The 26,165-nt window shown below is 37.7% G+C and carries 28 protein-coding genes and 3 tRNA genes; 17 read left to right on the forward strand and 14 right to left on the reverse strand.

Annotated features, from left to right (window positions below; translation table 11 throughout):
- Positions 1-22: 22 nt before the first annotated feature.
- Complete coding sequence (locus tag C3V44_RS02065) at positions 23-307, reverse strand: transcriptional regulator (protein ID WP_106095352.1); 285 nt, start codon at positions 305-307, stop codon at positions 23-25.
- A complete protein-coding gene (locus C3V44_RS02070; RefSeq protein ID WP_106095353.1) occupies positions 297-896 on the reverse strand; it encodes a hypothetical protein in 600 nt (199 codons plus the stop codon). Before C3V44_RS02070 ends, C3V44_RS02065 begins: the two co-directional genes overlap by 11 nt.
- 271 nt (positions 897-1,167) lie before the next feature.
- On the opposite strand from C3V44_RS02070, the gene ettA reads away from it, so the two are divergent.
- The 5 genes from ettA (at position 1,168) to C3V44_RS02095 (ending at position 6,719) form a co-directional block, all read left to right on the forward strand.
- Positions 1,168-2,859, forward strand: coding sequence for an energy-dependent translational throttle protein EttA (gene ettA, locus C3V44_RS02075; RefSeq protein WP_106095354.1), 1,692 nt, complete (start codon positions 1,168-1,170; stop codon positions 2,857-2,859).
- A 201-nt stretch (positions 2,860-3,060) separates the two neighbouring features.
- Positions 3,061-3,600: an RNA polymerase sigma factor gene (locus C3V44_RS02080; protein WP_106096610.1), complete on the forward strand. Its 540-nt coding sequence runs from the start codon at positions 3,061-3,063 to the stop codon at positions 3,598-3,600.
- Between the two features lie 5 nt (positions 3,601-3,605).
- Complete coding sequence (locus C3V44_RS02085; protein ID WP_106095355.1) at positions 3,606-3,935, forward strand: hypothetical protein; 330 nt, start codon at positions 3,606-3,608, stop codon at positions 3,933-3,935.
- Between the two features lie 13 nt (positions 3,936-3,948).
- Positions 3,949-4,518: a hypothetical protein gene (locus C3V44_RS02090; protein WP_106096611.1), complete on the forward strand. Its 570-nt coding sequence runs from the start codon at positions 3,949-3,951 to the stop codon at positions 4,516-4,518.
- Between the two features lie 137 nt (positions 4,519-4,655).
- Positions 4,656-6,719, forward strand: a complete 2,064-nt coding sequence (locus C3V44_RS02095; RefSeq protein ID WP_106095356.1) for a M13 family metallopeptidase — start codon at positions 4,656-4,658, stop codon at positions 6,717-6,719.
- On the opposite strand, the gene C3V44_RS02100 is transcribed toward C3V44_RS02095, so the two are convergent.
- Genes C3V44_RS02100 through prmA form a run of 3 tightly spaced genes read right to left on the reverse strand, consistent with a single transcriptional unit; the run spans position 6,683 to position 9,708 of the window.
- Positions 6,683-8,182 (reverse strand): NAD(P)/FAD-dependent oxidoreductase, encoded by a 1,500-nt coding sequence (locus tag C3V44_RS02100; protein ID WP_106095357.1) that lies wholly within the window; start codon positions 8,180-8,182, stop codon positions 6,683-6,685. The two genes, C3V44_RS02095 and C3V44_RS02100, sit on opposite strands and share 37 nt — an antisense overlap.
- Before the next feature lie 3 nt (positions 8,183-8,185).
- Entirely contained in the window at positions 8,186-8,872 is a 687-nt protein-coding gene (locus tag C3V44_RS02105; RefSeq protein ID WP_106095358.1) for an SMUG2 DNA glycosylase family protein, read from the reverse strand.
- The gene (gene prmA / locus C3V44_RS02110) at positions 8,872-9,708 is read right to left on the reverse strand and encodes a 50S ribosomal protein L11 methyltransferase (protein WP_106095359.1); all 837 of its coding nucleotides are present in this window, start codon (positions 9,706-9,708) and stop codon (positions 8,872-8,874) included. Before prmA ends, C3V44_RS02105 begins: the two co-directional genes overlap by 1 nt.
- 498 nt (positions 9,709-10,206) lie before the next feature.
- On the opposite strand from prmA, the gene C3V44_RS02115 reads away from it, so the two are divergent.
- From C3V44_RS02115 to C3V44_RS02130, 4 genes are all read left to right on the forward strand, one after another.
- Complete coding sequence (locus C3V44_RS02115) at positions 10,207-10,857, forward strand: phosphatidylserine decarboxylase family protein (RefSeq protein WP_009422183.1); 651 nt, start codon at positions 10,207-10,209, stop codon at positions 10,855-10,857.
- A gap of 8 nt (positions 10,858-10,865) precedes the next feature.
- Positions 10,866-12,002 carry a CapA family protein gene (locus C3V44_RS02120; RefSeq protein ID WP_106095360.1) on the forward strand — a complete coding sequence of 379 codons (1,137 nt, stop codon included), beginning with the start codon at positions 10,866-10,868 and terminating at the stop codon, positions 12,000-12,002.
- A 7-nt stretch (positions 12,003-12,009) separates the two neighbouring features.
- The gene (locus C3V44_RS02125; protein ID WP_002672129.1) at positions 12,010-12,729 is read left to right on the forward strand and encodes a YebC/PmpR family DNA-binding transcriptional regulator; all 720 of its coding nucleotides are present in this window, start codon (positions 12,010-12,012) and stop codon (positions 12,727-12,729) included.
- Between the two features lie 92 nt (positions 12,730-12,821).
- Positions 12,822-13,370 carry an RsmD family RNA methyltransferase gene (locus tag C3V44_RS02130; RefSeq protein ID WP_106095361.1) on the forward strand — a complete coding sequence of 183 codons (549 nt, stop codon included), beginning with the start codon at positions 12,822-12,824 and terminating at the stop codon, positions 13,368-13,370.
- On the opposite strand, the gene C3V44_RS02135 is transcribed toward C3V44_RS02130, so the two are convergent.
- Together C3V44_RS02135 and C3V44_RS02140 are read right to left on the reverse strand one after the other, a co-directional pair.
- Positions 13,367-14,056 (reverse strand): DNA alkylation repair protein, encoded by a 690-nt coding sequence (locus C3V44_RS02135; protein WP_106095362.1) that lies wholly within the window; start codon positions 14,054-14,056, stop codon positions 13,367-13,369. The genes C3V44_RS02130 and C3V44_RS02135 overlap by 4 nt on opposite strands.
- A 19-nt stretch (positions 14,057-14,075) precedes the next feature.
- Positions 14,076-14,567 carry a DUF2271 domain-containing protein gene (locus C3V44_RS02140; RefSeq protein ID WP_106095363.1) on the reverse strand — a complete coding sequence of 164 codons (492 nt, stop codon included), beginning with the start codon at positions 14,565-14,567 and terminating at the stop codon, positions 14,076-14,078.
- A gap of 145 nt (positions 14,568-14,712) precedes the next feature.
- On the opposite strand from C3V44_RS02140, the gene C3V44_RS02145 reads away from it, so the two are divergent.
- From C3V44_RS02145 to C3V44_RS02180, 8 genes are all read left to right on the forward strand, one after another.
- Positions 14,713-15,750 (forward strand): DUF445 domain-containing protein, encoded by a 1,038-nt coding sequence (locus C3V44_RS02145; protein WP_106095364.1) that lies wholly within the window; start codon positions 14,713-14,715, stop codon positions 15,748-15,750.
- An 85-nt stretch (positions 15,751-15,835) separates the two neighbouring features.
- Complete coding sequence (tgt, locus tag C3V44_RS02150; RefSeq protein WP_106095365.1) at positions 15,836-16,966, forward strand: tRNA guanosine(34) transglycosylase Tgt; 1,131 nt, start codon at positions 15,836-15,838, stop codon at positions 16,964-16,966.
- 96 nt (positions 16,967-17,062) lie between these two features.
- The gene (locus C3V44_RS02155) at positions 17,063-18,139 is read left to right on the forward strand and encodes an LptF/LptG family permease (RefSeq protein ID WP_106095366.1); all 1,077 of its coding nucleotides are present in this window, start codon (positions 17,063-17,065) and stop codon (positions 18,137-18,139) included.
- A gap of 350 nt (positions 18,140-18,489) precedes the next feature.
- Positions 18,490-19,143, forward strand: coding sequence for a hypothetical protein (locus tag C3V44_RS02160; protein WP_106095367.1), 654 nt, complete (start codon positions 18,490-18,492; stop codon positions 19,141-19,143).
- Positions 19,144-19,289: 146 nt separating this feature from the next.
- Complete coding sequence (locus C3V44_RS02165; protein ID WP_106095368.1) at positions 19,290-19,733, forward strand: hypothetical protein; 444 nt, start codon at positions 19,290-19,292, stop codon at positions 19,731-19,733.
- A 23-nt stretch (positions 19,734-19,756) separates the two neighbouring features.
- Positions 19,757-20,530, forward strand: coding sequence for a 16S rRNA (adenine(1518)-N(6)/adenine(1519)-N(6))-dimethyltransferase RsmA (rsmA, locus tag C3V44_RS02170; RefSeq protein ID WP_106095369.1), 774 nt, complete (start codon positions 19,757-19,759; stop codon positions 20,528-20,530).
- Between the two features lie 27 nt (positions 20,531-20,557).
- Positions 20,558-21,913, forward strand: coding sequence for a magnesium transporter (gene mgtE / locus C3V44_RS02175; protein WP_016479534.1), 1,356 nt, complete (start codon positions 20,558-20,560; stop codon positions 21,911-21,913).
- Between the two features lie 30 nt (positions 21,914-21,943).
- Positions 21,944-22,330, forward strand: coding sequence for a hypothetical protein (locus tag C3V44_RS02180; protein WP_002672089.1), 387 nt, complete (start codon positions 21,944-21,946; stop codon positions 22,328-22,330).
- Between the two features lie 43 nt (positions 22,331-22,373).
- Here C3V44_RS02180 and C3V44_RS02185 read toward each other — a convergent pair whose 3' ends face one another.
- The 7 genes from C3V44_RS02185 to C3V44_RS02215 all read right to left on the reverse strand — a co-directional run bounded on the left by C3V44_RS02185 (position 22,374) and on the right by C3V44_RS02215 (position 26,127).
- Complete coding sequence (locus C3V44_RS02185) at positions 22,374-23,588, reverse strand: folylpolyglutamate synthase/dihydrofolate synthase family protein (protein WP_106095370.1); 1,215 nt, start codon at positions 23,586-23,588, stop codon at positions 22,374-22,376.
- Between the two features lie 110 nt (positions 23,589-23,698).
- On the reverse strand, positions 23,699-24,526 hold the full coding sequence (locus C3V44_RS02190; protein ID WP_106095371.1) for an energy transducer TonB: 828 nt from the start codon (positions 24,524-24,526) through the stop codon (positions 23,699-23,701).
- 8 nt (positions 24,527-24,534) lie between these two features.
- Positions 24,535-24,921 carry a biopolymer transporter ExbD gene (locus C3V44_RS02195; protein ID WP_002672086.1) on the reverse strand — a complete coding sequence of 129 codons (387 nt, stop codon included), beginning with the start codon at positions 24,919-24,921 and terminating at the stop codon, positions 24,535-24,537.
- 27 nt (positions 24,922-24,948) lie between these two features.
- Positions 24,949-25,653, reverse strand: a complete 705-nt coding sequence (locus C3V44_RS02200; protein ID WP_002672085.1) for a MotA/TolQ/ExbB proton channel family protein — start codon at positions 25,651-25,653, stop codon at positions 24,949-24,951.
- A 168-nt stretch (positions 25,654-25,821) separates the two neighbouring features.
- Positions 25,822-25,896, reverse strand: a tRNA-Val gene (locus C3V44_RS02205).
- A 37-nt stretch (positions 25,897-25,933) separates the two neighbouring features.
- Positions 25,934-26,011 (reverse strand) — tRNA-Val (locus C3V44_RS02210).
- 41 nt (positions 26,012-26,052) lie between these two features.
- Positions 26,053-26,127, reverse strand: a tRNA-Val gene (locus C3V44_RS02215).
- Between the last annotated feature and the right edge of the window lie 38 nt (positions 26,128-26,165).

Consider the following 26,165-nt stretch of genomic DNA (forward strand, 5'->3'; position numbering starts at 1 on the left):
GTTAGTGGTTAGAAACTAACGACTAACGGCTAATATAGCTTTTTAGTGCCTCTACATATCGCTCAAAAGCTAAAAGACCTTCTTTGGTGAGCTGAACTTTGGTATTGGGGTAGTTGTCTTTAAAAGATTTTTTGACAGTGATATACCCAGCAGTCTCTAACTTCTGGATTTGCACAGAAATATTACCAGAGGTAGCTTTGGTTATTTCCTTAATACGAGCAAAATCAGCCTTTTCTTCTGAAACCAATAGTGAGACGATAGCCAAACGAAGCTGTGAGTGCAAAATAGGGTCTAAATCAGCGAACATTACTTCTCTTTTTATAGTCTAAATGGAATTGAATACCAGGCACTAAGAACAATAAGGTTGCTAATACTACGCATAGCAAAGGCAAATAGATTTCATAACTAAAAGGCACAAATATACCTGCATAAATTAACAACAAAGCTACTAACGATGTTGCTATCCAGAGTTTCATTTTCATTTGTAATGCCATTGCTAAAGCTACAAAAGCAAAAGGCAGATAAATGACCAAAATGGCTATTTGAAATTTTCCAAAAGGGCTCAAAGGTACTAAAAAAGCAAAAATTGCATTAATGCCTGCAACTGCCCATATCCAATCTAACCAATCGACGTAGTTTTTCTGTGTAGCAACTTTCTTTTCTTTGTATTTGATAATGAAGTTCACCATAAAGCCAAGAGGCATTAATATCAACCATACAAATCCTGATTGTTTGGGATAATAGTTGGTGATAAGCATCGCAAACTGCAGTACGCCTGCAAGCATAATAAGCACACTCCAAAAGATAAGGAAGAAACCGTTCTCTTCGTACTTTTGTTTTCGTTGATTGATGACAGACTGAATGATTTTCAAGCTGTCGGATACTTGTAAGTCCATAATGTTAAAATGTTTAATGTTATAAATTCGCTGCAAATATAAGTTAGTTTATAATATAAACCAAATTTTTAGTAATTATTTTTATAGTATAAGGTATGTTTTTTTATATAAACTTGTAATTCAATTAATTATAAAAGTTTGATTTTACAGTTTACAAGTGCGTGCGAGCCAAAATTTGTTTACTTGGTATTGTTTTTATATTTTTGCACTTGTAATAATAAGAATCTTTAATGATTTCATTTACCATTCATTTTTTACTTTTCACTAAACTATGGCAGACGATAAAAAGATAATCTTTTCAATGAATAAGGTAAGCAAAACCTATTCATCTACTAATAAACAGGTACTTAAAGATATTTACCTAAGTTTCTTCTATGGAGCCAAAATCGGTATTTTAGGGCTTAATGGCTCTGGTAAATCCTCTCTGCTAAAAATTATTGCAGGAATAGATAAAAACTATCAAGGAGAAGTAGTATTTGCTCCTAATTATACCGTAGGCTATCTCGAACAAGAACCTCATCTTGATGATGATAAAACTGTTATTGAAGTAGTACGCGAAGGAGTAGCCGAAACTGTAAAGCTCTTAGAGGAATTCAATCATATCAACAACCTTTTTGGACTCGAGGAAAACTATTCTGACCCCGATAAGATGCAAAAGCTGATGGATAAGCAAGCCGAGTTACAAGATAAGATAGATGCCTTAAATGCTTGGGAACTCGACAATCAGTTAGAAGTAGCGATGGAAGCCCTCCGTACCCCTGAGCCCGATACGCCTATCAAAGTGCTTTCGGGAGGAGAACGCCGTAGGGTAGCTCTCTGCCGTCTGCTCTTGCAACAACCTGATGTTTTGTTACTCGACGAGCCAACTAACCATCTCGATGCAGAATCGGTATTGTGGTTAGAACAGCATCTGCAACAGTATGCAGGTACAGTCATAGCCGTTACCCACGACCGTTATTTTTTAGACAATGTAGCGGGTTGGATATTAGAGCTCGATCGTGGAGAAGGTATTCCTTGGAAAGGCAATTACTCTTCTTGGCTCGACCAAAAAGCTAAACGTTTGGCTCAAGAACAGAAAACTGAAAACAAACGTCAGAAAGTATTGGAGCGTGAGCTCGAATGGGTACGTCAAGGAGCTAAAGGACGTCAAGCCAAACAAAAAGCACGTTTGCAGAACTATGACCGTCTGCTCAATGAAGACCAAAAACAATTAGAAGAAAAGTTGGAAATATATATCCCCAACGGACCTCGTTTAGGAACTAATGTAATAGAAGCACGTCACGTAGCCAAAGCTTTTGGTGATAAGCTGCTCTATGATGATTTAAACTTTGTGCTTCCTCAAGCAGGAATAGTGGGAGTGATAGGACCTAATGGAGCAGGTAAATCTACTATCTTCCGTATGATAATGGGTGAAGAACAGCCCGATAGCGGTGAGTTTCTGGTAGGCGACACCGTGAAGATAGCTTATGTAGACCAAACTCACAAACAAATAGATCCTGAGAAGTCTATATGGGAGAACTTCTCTGGTGGGCAAGACCTCATTATGATGGGGGGTAGACAAGTGAACTCTCGCGCTTATCTCAGTAGATTTAACTTTGGTGGTAGCGAACAAAATAAAAAAGTAGCTACTCTTTCAGGAGGAGAACGCAACCGTTTACACTTGGCAATGACTCTTAAAGAAGAGGGTAACGTATTACTGTTAGACGAGCCTACCAATGATTTAGACGTAAATACTCTTCGCGCCTTAGAAGAAGGTTTAGAGAACTTTGCAGGTTGTGCAGTAGTGATTTCACACGACCGTTGGTTTTTAGACCGTATTTGTACTCATATCTTAGCTTTTGAAGGTGACTCACAGGTGTATTTCTTTGAAGGTAGCTTTTCAGAGTATGAAGAGAATAAGAAAAAACGACTTGGCAAAGAAGTAACACCTACTCGTATTAAGTATAAGAAATTAGTACGATAGGACTATCAAATATTATATAAGATAAAATCTTTTCTACAGAAGGCTTTGCTAAAAATCTTACAAGGTTTAGCAAAGCTTTTTTTGATTTACAGAAAAAAAATCACCTATCAATTTTACTTTTACTCATTTGGTAGGTCTTTATTACAGAACGTTTGTTTAAATAAATCAATTGAAAAAACAAACAAAAAAACAGTTATCGCAATGATAATAGATGATAAAACCATAATAGTTGCGATGAGCGAGCACCCTGAAAACGGATTCCGATTGCTGATGAATAAATACAAAAAAGTAATATATTGGTATATTCGGCGAATTGTAGTTGAGCACGAAGATGCACAAGATGCCGTACAAGAAACCTTTATACGAGTGTTCCGGTCATTTCATACATTCAAAAGTAAAGATTCTTTTAGAGCTTGGATTTATAAGATTGCTACTAATGAAGCCTCACGTCTTTTAAGCCGAAGAAAAGAGGGACAACTCTCGTTAGATAGCTCGGAAATGTATGCCAATAGTATAATGAGTGCTAACTATGTTGATTACACTGATTTAGAAAGCGTGAAATTGCAGAAAGCCATCTTATCATTGCCTACAAAACAGCAATTGGCATTCAATCTTCGTTATTACGACGAGTTAAATTATAATGAAATAGCCCAAATAACCAACTCAACCACAGCAAACGTAAAGGCTAATTATCATAATGCCAAAAATAAAATTGTAGAATATATGAAAACCCACGATTAACAACTATGAAAACAGATTTTGATTTTAGCAAAATAGGTAAAAAAATGCCTTATACAGTGCCTGATGATTTTTTTGAACAAATAGAAGATACTATTTTGGAAAAAGTAAAAAATCATCAACCTATATCCTCCAAACCTAAGAAAAATTTTAGGTTGATAACCTTCAAGGTTACTCTCGCTATAGCAGCAACTATTGCTTTGTTTTTTATCGTAAAAAATGTGTTTTTTGAACAGCGCACTACTATTTCGGTTGAACAAGCTTTTAGTAAGCTCAGTGAAGAAGACCAAAATTATATCATCACAGTCTTTGAAGATGACGTATTTATTAACGAGTAAAAAAAACAAACGTATGAAAAACAATTTTTTAAAACTATTTCTGTTAGCTATTGTAATAATAGCTTTTAGAGGAGCTCTGTCAGCTCAAAGTACTGATAAACAGCATTTATCACGTGAAGAATTGGCTATTGCACAAGCCAAACAAATTGCTAATGAACTTGCTTTGAGCGATGTCGCATCTAAACAGTTCATTGAAACTTTTTGTCAGTATCAAAAAGAATTATGGGCACTTCGTTCTGAAAAAAGGACTGATACCCCAGCAGATATGATAACTGAAGATCAGGCAAAGAAGGCCATACAAGAACAGTTTGAACACAGCCAAAGAATACTTGACCTCAGGAAAGATTACTACGCCAAGTATAGTAAGTTTCTCACCCAAAAACAAATAAAACGGGTTTATGATTTGGAAAAAAAAGCAATGAACCGCTTCCAAGAAAATTTTTTTTATCTTCACAAACAACGCGCCGACCTTTACCAGCAGAGATTAAATGAACGGAAACAGAAAATGGATGAACGGAAACAGAAAATGGATGAAAAGAGACAAAAAATAAATGAACTGAGGAAGGAAATAAACAAACTATAAACCTTTCTTTATCCCATTCTTTGCTAAACCTTACGAAAAGGCTTAGCAAAGTTTTTTATATTAAAATTCTTCATCTTTCTTTGCTAATCGCTAATTATTTTTTACCTTTGCTTCATTAAACAAAAACATTATACAAGATGATGAGAAAAACAGTAAAAACCGCACTGTTGTTTTCGTCGGCAGCACTCATCGTTGCTTGTGGCGGAAATAACAAAAAATCAGAAAATGCAATGACAGACAAAAATGCAGACAAGGGGATTGCTCTTGCTGAAATGGACACTACGGTACGTCCGCAAGATGATTTCTACAATTATGTGAACGGCACTTGGGCTAAAACTGCCAAAATACCAGCTGATAAACCTACGTGGGGCTCTTTCCATATCCTACGCGAGAAAACCGATGAGAATTGCTCGCTCATCTTGGATAATCTCCTTAAGGAAAACTTCGCTAAAGGTACTGAAGGTCAGAAAATAAAAGACCTCTACGAATCGTTTATCGATTGGAAAAAGCGTGATGCCGAAGGGCTTAAACCTATTGAAGGTTATTTGAATAAGATTGAGGCTATTAAAAACCTCACAGACCTTCAAAAGTATTTGGAAGAGGTAACTCGCGAGGGCGAAAACCCTATCTGTGCTTGGGGGGTATATGCCGATATGAAGGATTCTAATATGAATACTGTGTATCTTGGCAATTTTAGCATCGGTATGGGGCGCGATTACTATCAAAAAGACAACAAGGAGAATACTGAGGCTTTACAAAAGTATCAAGATTATGTAAAGGCTATCTTCAAAGTGCTTAAAGACGACAAAGCCGCTGAGAAAGCTAAACAAATGGTAGATTTTGAACGCTCGGTAGCCAAACTAATGCTCACCAATGAGGAAGACCGCAACCCTAACCTTAGCTACAACCCTCAAACAATGGCTGAGCTCAGCAAATTAGTGAAGAACCTCAATCTACCTCAGTTTCTTAAAAACGTAGGGGTGAACACTGATAAAGTAGTTGTTTCTGAAATTCGTTTGTACAAACAATACGATAAGTTTATCAACGAAAAGAACTTGCCTCTTATCAAAGATTACCTCAAATATCAATTAGTAGCTGATAATGCGAGCAACCTTACCAAAGAACTCGATGAGCTTTCTTTTAACTTCTACAACAAGGAGTTGCAAGGACAACAAGAACAACGTCCAATGAACAAACGCGCTCTAAGTGTGATCAATGGTATTTTGGGTGAAGCCTTTGGTAAATTGTATGTAGAAAAGTATTTTCCACCTAAAGCTAAAGAAGAAATGGTTACTTTGGTAGATTATCTGAAAAAGAGCTTTGCGCAACATATCAAAGATGTAACTTGGATGTCAGATGCTACTAAGGAAAAGGCTTTGGCTAAACTCAATAAATTTACTGTGAAAGTAGGTTACCCCGATAAGTGGGAAGACTACTCTAAACTAACCATTGAACCGGCTGCTAAAACGGTGTATTTTGCTAACTTGCAACGCGTGAGTGAATGGGCTTACCAAAAGAGTTTGGAAAAAGTAGGCAAGCCTGTAGATAAAACTAAATGGGGTATGTCGCCTCAAACAGTGAATGCATATTACAATCCATTGTATAATGAAATTGTGTTCCCTGCGGCTATCTTACAACCTCCTTTCTTCAATTTTGAAGCCGACCCTGCGGTTAACTTCGGTGGTATTGGTGCTGTAATAGGTCACGAAATGACACACGGATTTGACGATAGTGGCGCTGAATTTGACGGCGATGGTAATCTAAAAAATTGGTGGACTCCTGAAGATAAAAAGAACTTTGAGAACGCAACCAAAGCCCTTGCTAAACAATACGACCAATACGAACCTGTAAAAGGTGTATTTGTAAATGGTACTTTCACCAGTGGTGAGAACATAGCTGACCTCGGTGGGGTGAACATCGCTTTTGATGCTTTGCAAATGTACTTAAAAGACAAAGGCAATGTAGGTAAAATAAGCAACTTCACTCAAGAACAACGTTTCTTTATCTCTTGGGGTACCGTATGGCGTACGCTTTCGACTGATAAATACCTTACAAACCAAGTAAAAACCGACCCTCATAGCCCAGGATATTTCCGTTCATTCGGTCCGCTTGTGAATGTAGACGCTTGGTATAAAGCCTTTGATGTAAAAGAAGGTGATAAACTCTATAAAAAACCTAAAGACCGCATCAAAATTTGGTAGGTGAGTACCGCACTGATAGTAACTCCTACTAATCCGTGCATTGCAACACTCTGCCCTGTAACATACAAATTTTTGATGTGAGTTTGTGGCATAAAAACGCTTTCCATTATATGGTTAGCGTTTTTTTTGTAGCCGTACAATGCTCCCGTGGGGTTGCCTATATAATCGCGGTAAGTGAGTGGGGTAGAGGTGTAGTAATGAGCAATAGCACTTTTGAGTGTGGGAAATTGTTGAGCAACTACATCTAATAAATCCATAGCACGTTGTTGCTTGAAAACTTCATACTGGTTGCCTCTTGGGTTGCCCTCGGTGTTGGTCGTAAAACTATTTTGCCAGCGTTGCAGTTCATCAGTGTTCATATAGGTGAGGATAGTAACATTATTAGTATACTCCCTGCTGTCCTTTGGAGGATTCATAGAGAGCATATACGAAATCGGAAAGTCGTTATTAGGGTAATTAGTAGCGTGGTAAACACTGTTATTATCCTTAAACCAATACACATTATATGGCAAGTAACGAAAAGCATTTGGTTTGAGTACCAAATGCAATGAAAAGGCAGCAACCGTAGGTTGTAAGCCCTGCACGCGTTTGCAAAAAGAAGGCTTAAAAGGTGTTTTGCCTGTGATGTTGAGTAGTTGCTTTACATCTATAGCCGAGATGATTTGTTTTGCAACAAACTGCTCTCCTTGTTTGGTGAGTACTGTGTTGATAGTATTCCCTTCACTGTATTCAAAGCCTATGACCTCCCTTTGGTTGAAAAGGTCAGCACCGTATTGGCGCAATTTTTCAATGAGCAAGTTGGTGATTTGGCTACCACCTTGTGTGAGTCGCCAAGCGCTTTCTATATATGAATTGACCGATAGCGCGTGCACGTATAAAGGTGTCTGCTCATCAGCGCCTCCATAGAGAAAGTTAGAGCCCAAGAGCACAGCTTTGAGTCGGTCGTTGGTAGTAATACCATTGAGGAAGTCTAAGAGTTTTAAGAAAAGCGTATGCACATCGTAATCGGCTACTGCTTGTTTATGGCGGTAGAGTGGAAACTTATCGCAAATAGATTGCATTGTGTGGGCGTACGCTTCTAAGGCTTTCTTCTCATTAGGGAAGTAGGAGAGGAGTTGTTGTACGAAGTTCTCATAACCTTGAGCGTGAGGATACATTACGTTAGGTGTATCGCCAAAACAAATACGGTCGTAGCCGTTTATATCAAGGCGTTCTACCGAAAGATGAGTGGCAATACCTACATCTTTAAAATATTCGTATAACACCTGACCTTCTGCGAGACTTCCTATGTAATGCACTCCTGTATCAAACAGCGTATTATTGCGCACAAAAGTTTGCAGGTTACCCCCATACTGCTCATTTTTCTCCAATATACACACTTTCTTTCCTGCTTTAGCCAAGAGCAAAGCCGAAAAGAGCCCCGAAAGTCCGCTACCTATCACCAAAACATCGTATTGCTTCATTGTCTATACTCCAAAACTCGTCAAAAACTTATCGATATACAGCTGTTTTTCTTTTGATTTATACTGTTGGATAAAGCGAGGATGCTCCAATACTATCATTTCACCAAATAAAGTAGCTTCTTTATTCAATTTTTGTAAGAAAGTAGCGTTCTTTTTGCCTAATACGAACACCTTTTGAGTATCTACTCCTAAGGCGATATGCTTTTTTAAAGTTTCTATCATATAATCCTTTAATGATTTGAAGAGTGCTTCTTCATCGTAATAATTAGCATTGAGCCATTTGCCGTCCGAGGCTTTTCGCACAATAGCCAAAGGGAAAGGAGAATTGATATAAAAATCATTGTAGAACTTAGTGACTCCACCGTATGCTTTTATCATATCATACATAAAAACCGATGATACTTCGTGGGTATGTGCCGACTTCATTGCAATACCACACTCGCTTTCTAATCGCTTGGTATCAGTAAAAGGAACGCCTGTAACTCCTGCCCCGTGTCGGCTGGGATTGATGCCTATAATGAATTTCCGCTGACGGTTATCGTTGTAGAATTTGTGATAAAAAGCACGCATTACCTCCATAGTTTCAGGGTTATCCATATAAGGATTCAGCACATCAAAATCCTTAGGCAAGGATTGGTTGTACTCTAAATGTGTGTTGAAGTTGATAATTCTATCGGCAAAAGTATTCATTAGGCTTGTTTTTTGAATTTTACTGCTACCCAGTTGTTGCGTTCTAAGTTCTCGATGTATTGCAAACCGTATGCTTCCGCTTTTTCGCGGATAAGAGGTATATCTTCCTTGTAAAAACCACTGAGCAAGAGAGCGCCTCCTGTTTTGAGAGCTGGTACATACTGCGGTATATCGTTTAAGAGAATATTACGGTTGATATTCGCAATAATAAGGTCGAAGTCTTTTTCATTAGCCAGTGAGGAAGCATCTCCCAGCTGTACTTTGATGTGATCGCAACCATTGCGTTCTACGTTTTCAATGGAGTTCTCTACGCACCATTCGTCTACATCAATGGCGAGTACCTCACTCGCCCCGCGTTTGGCTGCCATAATAGCGAGTACGCTTGTACCACAACCCATATCGAGCACTTTTTTGCCTTTGAGTTCTTCCTTTAAAAGGAATTGCAACATCATATAAGTAGTTTCGTGATGACCAGTACCGAAACTCATCTTAGGGTCGATAACAATTTCATAAGGGGTATGTGCTTCGGGGTGGAAGGTAGCACGTACGGTACACTCATCGTCTACGGTGATAGGCTCGAAGTGTTTTTCCCATTCCTCATTCCAATTCACCTGTTCAATAGTTTGATGTGTGTAGGTAATTTGGAACTCCTCGCTGTGAAGTATCTGTATGTCAGAGAGTATATTAGCATTCCAAAAGAGTTCTTGTATATAAGCCTGCAAACCGGTTTCGGTATCTACAAAGCTCTCGAAGCCTACTTCGGCAAGTTCGGCAACTAATATTTCAGAAGCAACCCCCATAGGGGCAATGGTAAAAGTGTATTCTATGTAATTCATTAAATATAATTGATTATCAGTATTATCTATTAAAGTGGAGTACTGATTAGAAAACTGAGAAAAAAATGTTAAAATATATAAAAACCGTGCATTTTCTTCAAAAAAAATGATTAAAACACTTCTTTATCTTTATTACTATGAAAAATATTAAATATTTATTAATCAGTTAAATAAGAGTTACAGCTACTCTGCTGTTTAGATGGTGTTAGAGCGAAGCTAAGACGAAGGAAAGACGAACCTAAGACGAAGGTAAGCCGAAGCTAACGTCTTATTAAGCTGTATTTCAATTGGTAAAAACTTCAATTTTCGACATTGAGGAAAAAATGTTAAAATTGCCGATATGCCAAAAAAAATGCAATAGTTATTAAAGTTTTAATGTCAGAGGGCAAAAGTAGTAAAAAAATAGGGAAGACCAAGAATTATGGTTGAAAAATATTTATTGTGCGTTGCAATTTGTTAATTCTTTCGTATCTTTGCACCCTAAAATAATTGCATACAATGTTTCACAAGGAAGGTTTTAAGATTATTCTCATTACGCTATTCGCCGTGATAGGTATATCGCTTATAGCGCATTATTTTGTTGATATACCGTGGCTTAAGAAGCTTATACAGATAGTAGCTTTTTTATTTTTGATAGCTATATTGCAGTTCTTTAGAAATCCTAAACGCATTACGCCTAAAAATGACCAGCATATTATCGCTCCCGTAGACGGTAAGGTGGTGGTGATAGAAGAAGTGTTTGAGAAAGAATATTTTAAAGATAAACGTTTGCAGGTATCGATTTTTATGTCGCCTGTGAATGTGCACGTAACTCGTTATGCTTTAGGCGGAAAGGTTACTTATAGCGAGTATCACCCGGGAAAGTATTTGGTAGCGTGGCACCCTAAGGCTTCGGAAGAGAATGAACGTACTACCATAGTGGTAGATAACCCTGTGTTCGGTGAAGTTTTATACCGACAAATAGCGGGAGCATTGGCTAAACGCATTGTGAATTATGCCAAAGTGGGAGAAACAGTGGTACAAGGCGAAGATGCTGGATTTATCAAATTCGGGTCGCGTGTAGACGTGTATTTGCCTTTGGGGACGAAAATAAATGTACAACTCAATCAGACCGTAAAAGGAGGAATTGATGTGATTGCCGAAAAATAAAGGATAAGATGCAGAGAATCTTACTGTTAATAGCATTGAGTTTTAGTGGATATGCTACAGCCCAAATAGATAGTTTGGTGCATACTACTGTTGATACCTTACTCGTTCGTACCAAAGATACGCTTACCATAATAGCCGTTGGCGATGTGATGATAGGCTCGGGTTTTCCTGCTGGTTATTTGCCTAAGGACGATGCGGTGAACAGTTTTAAATACGTAAAACCCTATCTGAAAGGTGATATTGTGTTTGGAAATTTAGAAGGAACGATACTCGATAGTGGCGATTCGGAGAAGTGCAAGAGTGGCGATTTCGAGAAGTGCAAGGATACAGAAGAGAGCCCTTGCTATGTTTTTCGTATGCCCAACCGCTATGGGAAAATCATTAAGGAAGCAGGTTTTAACCTGATGAGTACCGCTAATAATCACGCCAATGACTTTGGTGAAAAAGGACGGCGCAATACGGCTAAAATACTCGATAAGGTGGGTATATACCACGCAGGGCCAATAGAAAAAAAGTCGGTTGTATTTGAGAAAGAAGGCATAAAGTACGGATTTTGTGCTTTTTCGCCCAATAGCAATATGCTATCGATAAATAACATAGAACAAGCTACCGATTTGGTAAAAGAATTGCGCCCACAGGCGGATATCCTCATTGTTTCTTTCCACGGAGGTGCTGAAGGCTCTAAAAATACACGCGTGCCGAGAGCTGATGAGTTTTTCTTCGGTGAAAATAGGGGGAATGTGTATAAGTTTGCGCACTCGGTAATAGACGCAGGTGCCGATATTGTATTGGGGCACGGACCTCACGTTACCCGTGCGGTGGAAGTGTACAATAGGAAGTTTATCGCTTATAGTATGGGAAATTTCAATACTTATGGGCATTTTAATCTGCAAGGAGTTAATGGTATTGCTCCTTTGCTTGATATTAAGATTGACCGCAAAGGCAATTTTCTTTATGCCAATGTGATTTCAGTGAAACAGACGAAAGTGAAAGGATTAAAACTCGATAATGATTGTAAGGTGTTTAATGAAATGAAACGCCTTACTCATCTTGACTTTCCTGAGACACCTTTACACTTTGTGAATAACCAAATTTTGATTAAGACAACAGAACAGACAGATAACAAACTAATAACTAATAACTAAAATAAAAATGGGAAGAGCATTTGAATTTAGAAAAGCCCGTAAATTTAAGCGTTGGGCAGCAATGGCAAAAACATTTACCCGTTTAGGGAAAGACATCGTAATGGCAGTGAAAGAGGGAGGTCCTCACCCTGAGAGTAACTCGCGTTTGCGTGCCGTGATACAGAATGCCAAAGCCGCCAATATGCCTAAAGAAAATATTGAGCGTGCCATCAAAAAAGCAACTGAAAAAGATACTGCAAACTATAAAGAAGTTCTTTTTGAAGGTTATGCTCCTCACGGTATTGCTGTACTCATAGAAACGGCAACCGACAATAACAACCGTACCGTAGCTAATATTCGCAGTTATTTTAACAAGTGTAATGGTACTTTAGGTACATCGGGGTCAGTGGAGTTTATGTTCGACCACACTTGTAACTTCCGTATTAATGGCAATGGGATAGACCCCGAAGAGTTGGAACTCGAAATGATAGACTTCGGGGCAGAAGAAGTGTTTGTAGACGAAGACGGTATCCTCATCTATGCGCCTTTTGAGAGCTTTGGAGCTATCCAAAAAGAGTTAGAAAGCCGTAACATAGAAATCTTATCATCAGGCTTCGAGCGTATTCCACAAGTAACGAAAGAACTTACCCCTGAAGAACAAGCCGATGTGGAGAAACTTCTCGAGAAGATAGAGGAAGATGAGGACGTGCAACAGGTGTACCACACGATGAAAGAAGCGGAAGAATAATTAATGAGTTTATTCTTTATCCAAGAAGCTATGAACGAGGTAATGCAGAGTTTAACAGTGAGGAAAACTGTTCAATAAAAAGGTTAATCTTTATGAGAATAATATCAGGGAAGAATAAAGGGAAACAGCTTATAGCACCTAATAAATTGCCAGTTCGCCCTACTACCGATTTTGCGAAGGAAGCTCTTTTTAATATACTCAATAACTATTATTATTTTGAAGAACTTTCTGTACTCGACCTTTTTGCAGGAACAGGAAATATTAGCTATGAGTTTGCCAGTAGAGGTTGCCCCTCAGTATTATCAGTTGATAACCATAACGGTTGTGTGCAATTTATCAATAAAATAGCATGTGAATTAGTCTACCCTATTACAGCACTTAAAGCCGATGTATATGAATATTTAAAACGTACTACTCAGCAGTTTGATGTTATCTTTGCTGACCCTCCGTATGATTTCCCAATTGGAAAGTTTGTTACTATTGCCGATATTGTCTTCAATCAAAACTTACTTACTAAAAATGGAATGCTCATTATTGAACATTCTTCTAAAACAGATTTATCAGAACAGCCATTTTTCTCACAAGCGAAGAAATATGGAGGGAGCGTATTTAGTTTTTTTGAAAGAGAAGAACAAGATTAGAGTTTAAACTGCAACAAATATTTTTTAGTATCTTCAGAAATACGACGGCTTTCTCTTGCTTTTTGTATACTCTTATTTTGAACAAAAGGAGAAAGTGTTTTTGATTCTATGTAAGGGATTGTTGCTTCATATTGTTTTGTTAAAGCAGTAGCAAAGTACCACGCTATCATCATATTTATGTAATATTCATCTGAGGTAATTTTTGCTACCCAGGTTAAGTATTCTTCCTTAAAAAGAGCATCTAAATAATTAGACAATAACAAGCCAATTCCGTAACGTACTATATAGGTTTCTTTGCTTGTAATCCATTGTTTGATGTGTTTTAATGTCTCTTCGGGGTATTTCAAGAAGATTTTAGGAGCAAAAGTATCACACGTAGCCCAATTATCAATATAAGGGAGGAACCGCTCTGTATATTGCATCGCTTTATCAAAATTTTTTAGCTGTTCAATGATAAAACCGTGTAGATTATTCTCCTCATAATAATAATGAGGTAGCTCTTCTAAAAAAGACATTGCCTCAGTAGGGTAATGCTTTACTAATTCTTTAGCCAACGCTCGCATTGCAGGTGTTCTAACCCCTATAATACGAGATTTCTCCACAGTGGGAATCAAATTCGCTGTAAAATCTCTATAAGGAGAGTCTTCTAATGCCCATAACCGGTCTAAAATAATTTCTTTACTCATAATTTCTTTAAGAAGATTGTCAATCGTTAGGCATTAATCTCACATAACGGATATATCCTTTACCTTCAACTTTAGTGTTAAGATTCTCGGTTTTAAATTCCACTTCAGCATCTTTAGCGTAGTAATATTCATCTTCAACGGCAGTCTCAAAACGTATTTTGTAGCCTTTGTTCAGTTTACTATCATCAATTGTAAGTATCTTTACAGTGCGTTCTCCTCCGCTAATGGTAGCTCCCGTAATCCCATCAATTGTCTGGCGTTTGCCATAAAACTTCCACCATTGAGTAAGATCGTCGTACCATTCAGGATCATCTCCAAGAATTTGTAGTGTTTGCTCATATTTACCTTCGGGATTGATGAGTGAAACTACTATGTAGGCTCCTTCACCCTTGTAATTGGTGAGTTGTATGAGGCATTTGTATTTTTTAACAGTTGCTTGCTGTACAAATGAAAGAGTAAGTAAAGCAATTATTCCTACGGCTAATGTTATTAAAAAGTGCTTTTTTATCATCTTTATTACAAGTTTTAAAATACTACTATTTAGAATAAACTGATGCAAAGATAGGCAATAATTACTATCTGACAATTTATATTACTCAACTTTTTTATTTTTCACACTTTTCTTCGTATCTTTGCACCTGAAAAGCTGATAATTTATGAACAGTTCCAAGCGCCAAAAACTACAACACCACAAGAATATAGCTACGGGGCTCTTTGTTTTGATGCTCATCATTTATATAGCAATGGTGGTATGGCATAAAAAAGCTCCCGAACTCACTTTTATAGGTTATATAAAGGCTTTTTCCGAAGCCGCTATGGTAGGAGCGCTTGCCGATTGGTTTGCAGTAACAGCGCTCTTTCACAAACCATTAGGATTAAACATTCCACATACCAATCTCATTGAGGAAAAAAAGAATGACATCGGGGAGAATTTAGGTAATTTTGTAGTGGAGAACTTTTTGAAACCTAAACAGATACGTCCTTACATCACCGATATTAAAGTATCATCATTTATAGTTGAGTGGCTCTCGAAAGAAAGTACTCCTCACCAGATAGAAACTTTTGTAAGAAAAATACCTCTCAATGCAAAAGCAAGCGAAGTATTCACTACTTTTTTAGATGAGAATAAACATCAGAAATTCCTTCGGAAAGCTTTTGAAAAGGTAGCTACTTACCTCGCCGAACATCAAGAGCTGATGCAACACGAAATTGACGGCCAATTTCCTCCTCTTGTTCCATCGTTTATTAAAGATACAATTACTCGGAAGGTAAGCAATGGGCTCTATCAGTTAGTTGTAAAAGCATCGGAAGATGAAACACACCCTATCAGGGCTGAAATTACAGCGCAATTATATGAATTTGCTGAAAAACTCAATACTCCTGAGTGGGAACAACATCTTGCAAAGCTATTGCGCACCGCTACGGAGCGCCTCACCGATGAACTCCGCCAAAATGCCCAGCTGCAACATCAAATAGACGCTTGGGTACAGAAAACTGCCTATCAGTTTGTGCTAAAAAACAAAGAAGAAGTGGGGAAACTCATCAGTCATACGGTGGAGAACTGGGAGGGACGCGAATTGAGCGAAAAACTTGAATTGGAAGTAGGTAAAGACCTCCAATTTATCCGTATCAATGGCACTTTGGTAGGCGGATTAGTCGGTTTGGCTATTTACGCCTTTACTCAGTTATTCTGAAAGAGATATTAGCCTATTTGCTAGCTTTTCTAATTTGCTAATTTGCTAATTCTTCCCTACCTTTGCGCCCGAAAATGTTTCAACTATGGATTTTGAAATACTAAAAACAGACGAACATACTAAAGCACGTGCTGGGAAGATTACTACCAGCCACGGCGTGATTGAAACCCCCATTTTTATGCCTGTGGGAACGGTGGGAAGCGTAAAAGGAGTGCACCAACGCGAACTGAAAGACGATATTAATGCCGATATCATCTTGGGAAACACCTATCACCTCTATTTGCGACCTCAAACACCCATTTTGGAAAAAGCAGGAGGCTTACATAAGTTTATTAATTGGGATAGAAACATACTTACCGATAGCGGTGGTTATCAAGTATATTCATTGGCTGCCAACCGAAAGATAAAAGAAGAAGGTGTAAAGTTCAAAAGTCATATCGATGGCTCTTTTCACGTTTTTTCACCCGAAAAAGTAATGGAAATAGAGCGCAGTATAGGTGCTGATATTATGATGGCTTTTGATGAATGCACGCCTTATCCTTGTGAATACGGTTATGCAAAACGTTCAATGCATCTCACGCATAGGTGGCTCGATAGATGCATTGCTCACCTCGAAAAAGTACCTCCTAAATACGGTTATCATCAAAGTTTATTCCCGATAGTACAAGGGTCAGTCTATAAAGACCTTCGTACACAGTCTGCCGAATATATTGCAAGCAAAAATGCCGACGGAAACGCTATCGGGGGGCTATCAGTAGGTGAACCCGTAGAACAAATGTATGAAATAACCGAACTTGTATGCGATATTCTCCCCAAAAACAAGCCCCGATACCTTATGGGAGTAGGTACACCTGTTAATATATTGGAAAATATTGCTTTGGGAGTGGATATGATGGATTGTGTAATGCCCACGCGCAATGCTCGCAACGGAATGCTCTTTACTGCAAAAGGAATTATCAATATTAAAAACAAAAAATGGGAAGATGATTTCTCGCCCATAGACCCTGATGGGCATACTTACGTAGATACCTATTACACGAAAGCCTATTTACGTCATTTATTCGCTGCTAACGAGTTTTTGGGCAAACAAATCGCTTCAATTCACAATCTTGGTTTCTATTTATGGCTTGTGAGAGAAGCTCGCCGACAAATTGTAGCGGGTACTTTTCTTACGTGGAAGACAAAAATGGTTGCTGATATGTCAAATCGTCTTTAAACAAATTAAATTAATTAATATACTTCTGATAAAAACGCTTTTGCGTCGCTAATTCCCCTTTGGAGGGGGATAGGGGGAGGTTTAAAAAACAAAAAAATGAAAATACTCGACTGGTACATCTTAAAACGCTATCTTCTTACCTTCTTTATGATGATAATTCTCTTTATTCCTATCGGAATTATCGTAGATTTATCTGAAAAAGTAGACAAGATGATACAAAAGGGCGCTCCGATGAACGAAATACTGTGGTATTACCTCAGTTTTATCGTTTATTTTGCCAATATATTGTTTCCCATCTTGCTATTCCTCTCTATCATCTGGTTTACATCAAAGTTAGCCAATAATACCGAGATAATCGCTATCCAGAGCTCAGGTGTATCGTATATGCGTTTTTTGCGTCCGTATATAGTGGGTGCGAGTATCATTTCGGTAATAGTGTTTTTTATGGGAATGTTTATTGTACCCGCTGCCAGCACTGTGTATAATGATTTTTGGAATAAGTATATACGTTCTTCGAAGGTGGAAAGCGTTTCAGACCTCTACAATCAGTTTTCTGACAACGATTACCTTTATGTAAGCTCGTTTAACTACCAAGACAAACGCGGGTATAACTTTTCAGTAGAACATTTTAATGGTATTAAGATGACGGAAAAGATAAATGCCGAAACGATTCAGTGGATAGACAGCACGAAAACCTATCGGCTTACTAATTACTCCAAAAGAAAGATAGGGGAGGGCGACGATGTGATAGTGAAACGCGACCAGTTAGACACGATATTCAATTTCAAACCTGATGACCTAATGCCGATGGAATATACAGCGGAAAATAAGAACTTGTTTGAGCTAAACAAGTTTATTGAACGCGAAAAGATGAAAGGTTCACCCAATTTAAATATGTATCTATTGGTAAAATACCGCCGTTGGGGTGCAATAAGTACTGCCTTTATCCTTACGCTTATCGGCGTGGCTGTTTCATCGGTGAAAAAGCGAGGAGGAATGGGAATCAACTTAATGGTGGGAGTAGTCGTAGGTTTTAGCTTTGTGTTCTTCGACCGTGTGTTTGGAACCCTTGCCCAAAGTTCAGGAGGCTTATCCCCATTGATGGCTGTCCTCTTGCCTAACCTTATTTTCCTTACTTTAGCTATCTTGTTACTCCGTAAAGTAAGAAATTGATAGAGCATTTTATCCATTTGTAACACCAAAAGAAAGTGCTGCAGCTGTAAAACAAAAGAAAGTAAATTTAAAAGGTAATGAAGTAATAAGATAACAAAACTAAGTAATAAGTAAAAAGCGTATTGTAATGCCAAAATAACCCACTGTAACTACAAACGTAAGTAATGTAACAGCTTATCGTCTTATTTTAAATTGATATGAGAAGTTTACAAAGAATGCTTTTCTACAAACAAAAACAATAATTTGCACAGTGTTATTTGGCAGGATTTTTGCGGTATAAAAATGAATGTAAATCATAATGATTTAACATTTTTCAACTAATTTATAGACCTTTTAAAATATGTAATATTATGAAGGAAAAGAGCACAGAATTAAAAACACTTGAAAACAGACGTTTGTTATTTACCAATTACAGTGAAATAGCCGAATTGAAAGCTCAGTTAGAGGAATATCAATACAATGAAGAGGCTATGAAAGTAGGTAAAGCGCTTTATGACAAAGCACAAGCCGCTTATAACGATAATTTGGCAAAAACAAGCCAAACGGTAGAGAAAAGAACCTTGTTTGAAAAGGCTTATAAAGCGATGAGCGACAAATATAAAGAACATCGCAAGGTCGCAAAAGTAGCGTTAAAAGCATCTCCCGAAGCGCTGGTATCATTTGGGTTAAAAGGAACGATGTCACGCGATTATCTGGAAGGTTTAGCCACCACGAAAAAGCTTTACGAAGGCATTAAAACTACTACTACCCAGCGAGCAGCGCTCGACAGGTTCAAACTTACCGAAGCCGTCGCCGATGAACAGCTTTCAGCCATTGCGAAAGTGGAAGAACTCCGTGCGCAATACGTGAAATTGCGCGGTATCGACCAACAAGCCACTCAGGATAAGAACAAAGCCTTCGAGGCAATGAACAAATGGGTGAAGGAATTTTACGAAGTAGCCAAGATAGCTCTTTCCGACCGTCCGCAACTACTTGAAAGCATTGGTAAACTCGTAAAGAGTTAGTTGTAATGCAATAATATAAACATTTTAGCACAGAAGCCCACCCGCCACCAAAGTTAAGAATTTGTTCTTTTTCTTGTTTATAAATTTTTATTAGATTTTAGGGTGTGGCTTCTGTGTATTTTTAAGTTGCACAAAAGAATAATATTATGAAAACAGCTATAGAATTTAAAGAAACACAATTTTCTTATATATTACTGTCTTTTTTAGCCCTTTTTATAGGGATTATAGCTTTTTCGGGCTATCAAAGCAAAGGAGGTTGGGCAATAATTATATTATTAGTGGTTATTTTAGTAGCTGTATTCTATAAACTTACTACTGTAATTGATGATTATGGTATTGTAGCTTCATTTGGTATCGGTTTTTTGAATAGGCGAATGAATTTTCAAGAAATGGACGTCTCTACTATTCAACTCATTGATATTCCTTGGTATTATGGCATTGGGATACGGTATACTTCGGCAGGTATCATCTATAATACGAAACATAATAAGGCAATCAGGATATTGTCTAAGGACAGAAAGAAAGTGTTTTTGGTAGGAACTGACCATTATGATGAAATAAGGTCGATACTTCTGCAAAAGAACAACTAAAAGTCTCGCTGAAAGGTATATAAATGGAATTAGTAAAAGCAAAAAAGCATTTAGGACAACATTTCTTAAAAGATTTGAACATTGCGCAGAAGATAGCTGATACATTATCGCTAAAAAACTATAAAAAAGTAGTAGAGATAGGAGCTGGAATGGGCGTACTTACTCAGTTTTTGCTCAAAAAAGATGTTGATGTGCACATAGTGGAAATCGATAAGGAATCGGTAGATTATTTGGAGGCAAATTACCCTGCATTAAGAGGAAAAATAATTGCCGATGACTTTTTGAAATATGATGTAGCGGGTTATTTAGCCGAACCATTTGCCATTATAGGTAATTTTCCTTATAATATATCTACTCAAATCGTTTTTAAACTACTTAAACTGCGAGAATACGTTCCTGAGTTTAGCGGAATGTTTCAGAAAGAGGTTGCCGAACGTATATGCGAGCACGAAGGCAGTAAAACGTATGGAATTTTGTCAGTTTTAGTACAGACTTTTTATGAAGCGAGCTATTTATTCACAGTTTCGGAGAGTGTTTTTAATCCTCCGCCCAAAGTAAAGAGTGGTGTAATACGATTAGTACGCAAAACTGACTTCCATTTAGATTGTGATGAAGGATTATTCTTTACCGTAGTGAAAACGGCTTTCAATCAACGGCGAAAAACCCTTCGCAATAGCCTAAAATCACTACTTACAGATGAGAATTTAAAACAAGACCCTATATTTGATAAGCGTCCTGAGCAATTGCCTTGGCAAGAGTTTGTTTTTATTACTAAAAAAATCAGTAATCAAGTTTGATAGCTAACGATTTGACGTCTTAAAACTATGACAACTTTTAAAATAACAGATGAACTCATTGAGAAAATCCATAAACTCATTGAGGAAAAACAAAATAAAGAACTTACAACCCTCTTAAATGATTTGCACTATGCCGATATAGCTGAAATCATTCACGAATTGGATATTGAAGAGGGGGTATACATCATTCGTTTAATTGATGCTGAGAAAACATCAGATGTACTCACAGAATTAGACGATGATTATCGTGAGAATATCTTAAAAAACCTTTCTGCAAAAGAAATTGCCGATGAAATCATCGAGTTAGACACCGATGATGCGGTGGATATCATCTCTGAATTGCCCGAAGATAGAAAAACAGAGGTTATTTCGCATATTACGGACGTAGAACACGCCAAAGATATCGTAGAATTACTTCGTTATGGCGAAGATACTGCGGGAGGACTAATGGCGAAGGAACTTGTAAAGGTAAATGAGAATTGGAATGTGCTAAAATGCGTAAAAGAAATGCGAGAACAGGCGGCTCACGTTACTCGTGTGCATTCTATTTATGTAGTAGATGATAATGATGTGCTTAAAGGACGACTTTCACTTAAAGACTTGCTTACTACTTCCACACGTTCAGAAGTGAAAGACATTTATATTCCAAAAGTAGACTATGTATACGTTACTGATACTGCCGAAGAGGTAGCTCACATAATGAGTAAGTATGACTTAGAGGCAATTCCCGTAGTTGATGAGATGAAACGCCTTGTGGGACGCATCACTATTGATGATGTGGTGGACGTGATAAAAGAAGAAGCTGAAAAAGACTATCAGTTGGCAGCAGGTATTACCAATGATGTGGAGGCAAGCGATAGTGTATGGAAACTTACCAAAGCGCGTTTGCCTTGGTTACTTATTGGAATGTTCGGAGGATTAGGTGCAGCGAGTATTATCAATGGTTTTCAAGATACGATGATGATTTACCCTATATTATTGATATTTATTCCGCTTATTCAAGCTACTGCGGGAAATGTGGGAGTACAATCATCGGCGATAATAGTACAAGGGTTGGCAAATAATTCTATCGACGGCGAACTTATCAAGCGGTTGTTCAAAGAATTTCTATTAGGACTCATCAACGGAGGAACTATTGCAGGAATAGTGATATTAGTAAGCCATTTTGCTTTTCAAGCTGAGTATTTGGTAAGCATTACAGTAGCCATAGCACTCATTACAGTGATTGTAAATGCTGCTGTGATAGGTACTTTTATCCCGATACTTCTGCACAAGCGCGGTATTGACCCAGCGGTTGCTACGGGTCCGTTTATCACTACCAGCAACGATGTTTTAGGTATCTTGATTTACTTTTTTATTGCCAAAATGATATTAGGGTTTTAATGACATTATTGAAAATAAATATGTAAACTAATGTATACTATAAAGTCAAGTGATTTCTTCAAAAAAGGTGGAATTAATACAGCTTTAACAGCTATAGAAGTTGTAAAAAATATAGCAGATGATTATTCAAGTGATCATCGGCTATATGTCATTTATGCATTGAATTACAAAATAGAATTTTCTTTTAATGAAAATACTTCTATTCATTATTTAATGGTAGAAAAATTTGTTGGAAAAGAAAAATATTTATCTCCTTACTGTATGTTTATAGATGATATGTCTATTTTTGATAAAACATTATCTGAAATAGTGGCAACCTATAAAAAAGAACCTAATGAATACCATAATATCACTATAGGAGACGCTGTTTTGTGTTTTGATAATGGAAAAGTAGATAGTTTATATTATCTTCCTTAGTTTCACTCGTTGATGAGAACTTCTAACTCGTTCCTAATACTTCTCACACCACTTCCGCAACTACAAACGTGCTTCCTCCAACAAAGATAAAGTCAGTGGGAAGCGCTTGTGCCTTAGCGGCATTTAAGGCTTCTGCTACTGAAGAATATCTCTCCCCTTGGAGTCCTTTTGTAGTGGCAATTTCCTTTAATGTATCTACATTAAGTCCTCTTGCAATAGCAGGACTGCAAAAATAATAGGTAGCTTCTTTTGGGAAAAGCTCTAAAACACTATTTACATCTTTTTCTTTTACAAAACCTACTACAATATGAAGGTGTGTATAGGTTTGCTTTTTGAGTTGTTCCATCACATAAGTAAGTCCGCCCACATTATGTCCTGTATCACATACGATAGTAGGGTAGGAGCCAAGGGTTTGCCAACGACCTTTCAGGTTTGTATTGTGCACCACGTGTAAAAGTCCTTGTGCAATATTCTCCGGAGTAATATCCCATCCCTGGTGGATAAGCAATTCGGTAACGGCTATTACTCCTTTGATGTTTTTCTCTTGATAAGCACCTTGAAGGTCGGTTGTAAGAGAAGTTTCTATGTGATTGGCAAAAATAATAGGAGCTTTCATTTCTTTAGCTTTTGCTGTGAAGACGGGAGCTGTCTCCTCTTGATATTCACTGATTACTACAGGCACATTTCGTTTGATAATACCAGCTTTTTCAAAAGCTATTTTAGGTAAAGTATCTCCTAAAATATCAGTATGGTCTTTGGAGATATTGGTAATAAGAGAAACTTCGGGAGTGATAATATTAGTGGAGTCAAAACGTCCTCCTAAGCCTACTTCTATCACAGCGATATCTACTTTTTCATTCTCGAAATAGCTGAACGCCATTCCTACTGTCATTTCAAAGAATGAGAGGTGATATTCTTCCAAAAAGGGTCTGTTTTTAGCTATAAAACTTACCACATAGTCTTCTGGTATTTCCTTCCCATTAATTTTGATACGTTCGCGGAAGTCTTTGAGGTGTGGAGAGGTGTACAATCCTACCTTATATCCTGCCTCTTGTAGGATAGAAGCGAGCATACTGCTGGAAGAACCTTTTCCATTAGTGCCTGCGATATGCAAACTTTTGAATTTTGTTTGAGGATTTCCTAACACCGAAGTAAAGGCGAGGATATTATCTAATTTGTTGTTCAAAGCGGTTTTACCTTGTGTTTGAAACATTGGTAAGCGGTTGAACATCCACGAAAGTGTTTCTTGATAATTCAATGTTAAAGATAGTTTTTAGTTGTTGTACAATCAAAAATGAGATAATCAGTTATACTATAACCATTATCTCATCCTTGTTAATTATTAATTACCAATTATTAATTTATTTCTTATTCTCCGAGTTTAAAGTTGATAACAATAAAACCTACTTGACGTGCAGGAGCATTATCATCGGCGTTCCAGCGGTGCATAGCAGCTGTTTTTCGAGCAGCTTCCAGCAAACACTGAGCAGAGTTAGTAGTTCCTTTCACACCAGCAGTAGCTTTTACTACTTTACCACTACGGTCTACTTCTATTTGCACTACCACGCGTCCTTCTTCATTACAATTTTGAGGTACTTTACCTTGTGAAGCGATAGAGCGACCTTTCAATCCCCAACCTTTGCCAGTGCCATTACCACCTCCTGAACCATAATAAGAATTAGCGTACTGGCTACCATCTATCTGTCCTTGATAACCAGGTTGGTTGCCATCTCCTTGTCCTGAGGTACTACTACCACCTGCATTGGCAGCTCCCAATATATTTGATAACGCATTCGATGTTTCTCTAGAAGGCTTAGGAGCGGGTTTGGGACTCTCTTTCGGAGGCTCTTTTTTAGGTGTTTCTTTCTTCTTTTCTTTCTTTTTAGGTACTTCGGGTACAGAAACTTCTTCGTTGTTATCTTGAGCCAAAAGGTTTTCCTTCACTTCCTGTGAAGTACTCTGTTCTGGTTGTGTTTGAGGAGGCGTTTTAGTTTCTTCCTGCTTAGCAGCACTTGGCGGAGGAGTGCGTTCGCCCATTCCTACCAAATCTACTCCATAGATGACCTCTATACCTTTTTCGGGCGGTGGGTCTAAGTACTTCATTCCTGCAAAAAACAGTATGAAGATTACTAAACACATCACAGCCGTAGTGAGTGCTAATGATTTACGTTTATGTTCTGTATCGAATAAATTCATATACCTTTCTATTTTGGACGGACAGCCAAAATCACCTTAAATTGGTTTTGGTTTGCCACATCCATCACTGTTACCGCATTTTCAATAGGTACACTTTCCTCTACACGCAAAATGATAGTAGGATTTTCCACTCCCTTGAGCGCTGATTTGAGCTCTGTATCGAGATTATCTACTGAAATAGGTTTCTTGTCAAGAAAATAGTTTAAATCTTTATCAATGCTTACTGAAACGTTTTGTGTATTAGTACTTTTACCTTTAGCTTTAGGCAATAACAAATCGAGTGCATTGGGGCTGTTGGCAGTAATCATAAAGAATATTAACAACAGAAACACAATGTCCGTCATAGACGACATACTGAACTCAGGACTTACTTTATTTCTACCTTTTAATTTCATAATTAGATCAGAGTAGTTTTTTAAGACCTATAGAGGTTCGTTTAACAAGTCTAAGAATTCAACAGCATTCGCTTCCATTAGGTGTACCACCTTATCAGTTTTTACTACTAAGTGGTTGTAGCCTACATAAGCAATAATTCCTACTATAAGCCCCGCTACGGTAGTTGCCATCGCGGTGTAAATACCACTTGCTAATGACCCCATCTCTGCCTGACCGCCTGCTGAAGCCATTTCGTGGAATGACATAATCATACCAACAACTGTGCCTAAAAATCCAATCATAGGTCCTGCTCCTGCAATAGTAGCGAGAATAGCCGTATTCTTTTCAAGATTGTAGACCTCTAAAGTGCCTGCATTTTCAATAGCTTTATTAATATCTTCAAGAGGTTTACCTATACGAGAGACCCCTTTTTCAATAAGACGTGCTACAGGAGTATTGGATTGTACACAAAGCATTTTAGCAGCATCTAAGCGCCCAGCTGAGATACAATCACGTATTTTATACATAAAAGTTTTATCCATCTTAGAAGCTGCCTTAATAGCAAAAAGGCGTTCAAAATAGAGGAAAAGAGCAACAGCAAGCATCACAAATAAAATACTAATAATAATGATACTCCCCATACCACCATCTAGAATCAGTTCCATTATAGAAAGGGTTTTCTCTTGTACTGCGACGGGAGCAGTGTCGGTTGCAGTGGTTGCAACGTCTACAGAAGTTTGTAATCCTAACATATTATTTTTGTTTTTCTGTTTAAAAATATCGCAAAAGTAAGAAATAATTATCAATAGACAATTATTAATTAATAATTAACAATTTAGAAAATTATAAATACTTGATAATCATTTGTTATTAAAATGAATAATTAACAAAAAAAGCTACTCAGTATTGAGTAGCTTTTGTGGACTCTACTGGATTCGAACCAGTGACCCTCTGCTTGTAAGGCAGATGCTCTGAACCAGCTGAGCTAAGAATCCTTTTTAATTATGAAAACAACAATAAAAATCCGAGTTTTGGTGGGTCCTACTGGATTCGAACCAGTGACCCTCTGCTTGTAAGGCAGATGCTCTGAACCAGCTGAGCTAAGAACCCCAAAATTACAATGATAAAAATTTTTTTAATTTTAACCTAAGTGGGTCCTACTGGATTCGAACCAGTGACCCTCTGCTTGTAAGGCAGATGCTCTGAACCAGCTGAGCTAAGAACCCTTACGTTTAATTCGGGTGCAAAGGTACTACTTTTTTTT

Origin of the sequence: Capnocytophaga sp. oral taxon 864, assembly GCF_002998835.1 — a bacterium.
GTDB classification, from domain to species: Bacteria; Bacteroidota; Bacteroidia; order Flavobacteriales; family Flavobacteriaceae; genus Capnocytophaga; species Capnocytophaga ochracea.

Bases quoted from the DNA above. Each gene is read 5' to 3' on its own strand.
- C3V44_RS02065 (WP_106095352.1), bottom strand. From the start codon at position 307: ATGTTCGCTGATTTAGACCCTATTTTGCACTCACAGCTTCGTTTGGCT.
- C3V44_RS02070 (WP_106095353.1), bottom strand. From the start codon at position 896: ATGGACTTACAAGTATCCGACAGCTTGAAAATCATTCAGTCTGTCATC.
- ettA (WP_106095354.1), top strand. From the start codon at position 1,168: ATGGCAGACGATAAAAAGATAATCTTTTCAATGAATAAGGTAAGCAAA.
- C3V44_RS02080 (WP_106096610.1), top strand. From the start codon at position 3,061: ATGATAATAGATGATAAAACCATAATAGTTGCGATGAGCGAGCACCCT.
- C3V44_RS02085 (WP_106095355.1), top strand. From the start codon at position 3,606: ATGAAAACAGATTTTGATTTTAGCAAAATAGGTAAAAAAATGCCTTAT.
- C3V44_RS02090 (WP_106096611.1), top strand. From the start codon at position 3,949: ATGAAAAACAATTTTTTAAAACTATTTCTGTTAGCTATTGTAATAATA.
- C3V44_RS02095 (WP_106095356.1), top strand. From the start codon at position 4,656: ATGATGAGAAAAACAGTAAAAACCGCACTGTTGTTTTCGTCGGCAGCA.
- C3V44_RS02100 (WP_106095357.1), bottom strand. From the start codon at position 8,182: ATGAAGCAATACGATGTTTTGGTGATAGGTAGCGGACTTTCGGGGCTC.
- C3V44_RS02105 (WP_106095358.1), bottom strand. From the start codon at position 8,872: ATGAATACTTTTGCCGATAGAATTATCAACTTCAACACACATTTAGAG.
- prmA (WP_106095359.1), bottom strand. From the start codon at position 9,708: ATGAATTACATAGAATACACTTTTACCATTGCCCCTATGGGGGTTGCT.
- C3V44_RS02115 (WP_009422183.1), top strand. From the start codon at position 10,207: ATGTTTCACAAGGAAGGTTTTAAGATTATTCTCATTACGCTATTCGCC.
- C3V44_RS02120 (WP_106095360.1), top strand. From the start codon at position 10,866: ATGCAGAGAATCTTACTGTTAATAGCATTGAGTTTTAGTGGATATGCT.
- C3V44_RS02125 (WP_002672129.1), top strand. From the start codon at position 12,010: ATGGGAAGAGCATTTGAATTTAGAAAAGCCCGTAAATTTAAGCGTTGG.
- C3V44_RS02130 (WP_106095361.1), top strand. From the start codon at position 12,822: ATGAGAATAATATCAGGGAAGAATAAAGGGAAACAGCTTATAGCACCT.
- C3V44_RS02135 (WP_106095362.1), bottom strand. From the start codon at position 14,056: ATGAGTAAAGAAATTATTTTAGACCGGTTATGGGCATTAGAAGACTCT.
- C3V44_RS02140 (WP_106095363.1), bottom strand. From the start codon at position 14,567: ATGATAAAAAAGCACTTTTTAATAACATTAGCCGTAGGAATAATTGCT.
- C3V44_RS02145 (WP_106095364.1), top strand. From the start codon at position 14,713: ATGAACAGTTCCAAGCGCCAAAAACTACAACACCACAAGAATATAGCT.
- tgt (WP_106095365.1), top strand. From the start codon at position 15,836: ATGGATTTTGAAATACTAAAAACAGACGAACATACTAAAGCACGTGCT.
- C3V44_RS02155 (WP_106095366.1), top strand. From the start codon at position 17,063: ATGAAAATACTCGACTGGTACATCTTAAAACGCTATCTTCTTACCTTC.
- C3V44_RS02160 (WP_106095367.1), top strand. From the start codon at position 18,490: ATGAAGGAAAAGAGCACAGAATTAAAAACACTTGAAAACAGACGTTTG.
- C3V44_RS02165 (WP_106095368.1), top strand. From the start codon at position 19,290: ATGAAAACAGCTATAGAATTTAAAGAAACACAATTTTCTTATATATTA.
- rsmA (WP_106095369.1), top strand. From the start codon at position 19,757: ATGGAATTAGTAAAAGCAAAAAAGCATTTAGGACAACATTTCTTAAAA.
- mgtE (WP_016479534.1), top strand. From the start codon at position 20,558: ATGACAACTTTTAAAATAACAGATGAACTCATTGAGAAAATCCATAAA.
- C3V44_RS02180 (WP_002672089.1), top strand. From the start codon at position 21,944: ATGTATACTATAAAGTCAAGTGATTTCTTCAAAAAAGGTGGAATTAAT.
- C3V44_RS02190 (WP_106095371.1), bottom strand. From the start codon at position 24,526: ATGAATTTATTCGATACAGAACATAAACGTAAATCATTAGCACTCACT.
- C3V44_RS02195 (WP_002672086.1), bottom strand. From the start codon at position 24,921: ATGAAATTAAAAGGTAGAAATAAAGTAAGTCCTGAGTTCAGTATGTCG.
- C3V44_RS02200 (WP_002672085.1), bottom strand. From the start codon at position 25,653: ATGTTAGGATTACAAACTTCTGTAGACGTTGCAACCACTGCAACCGAC.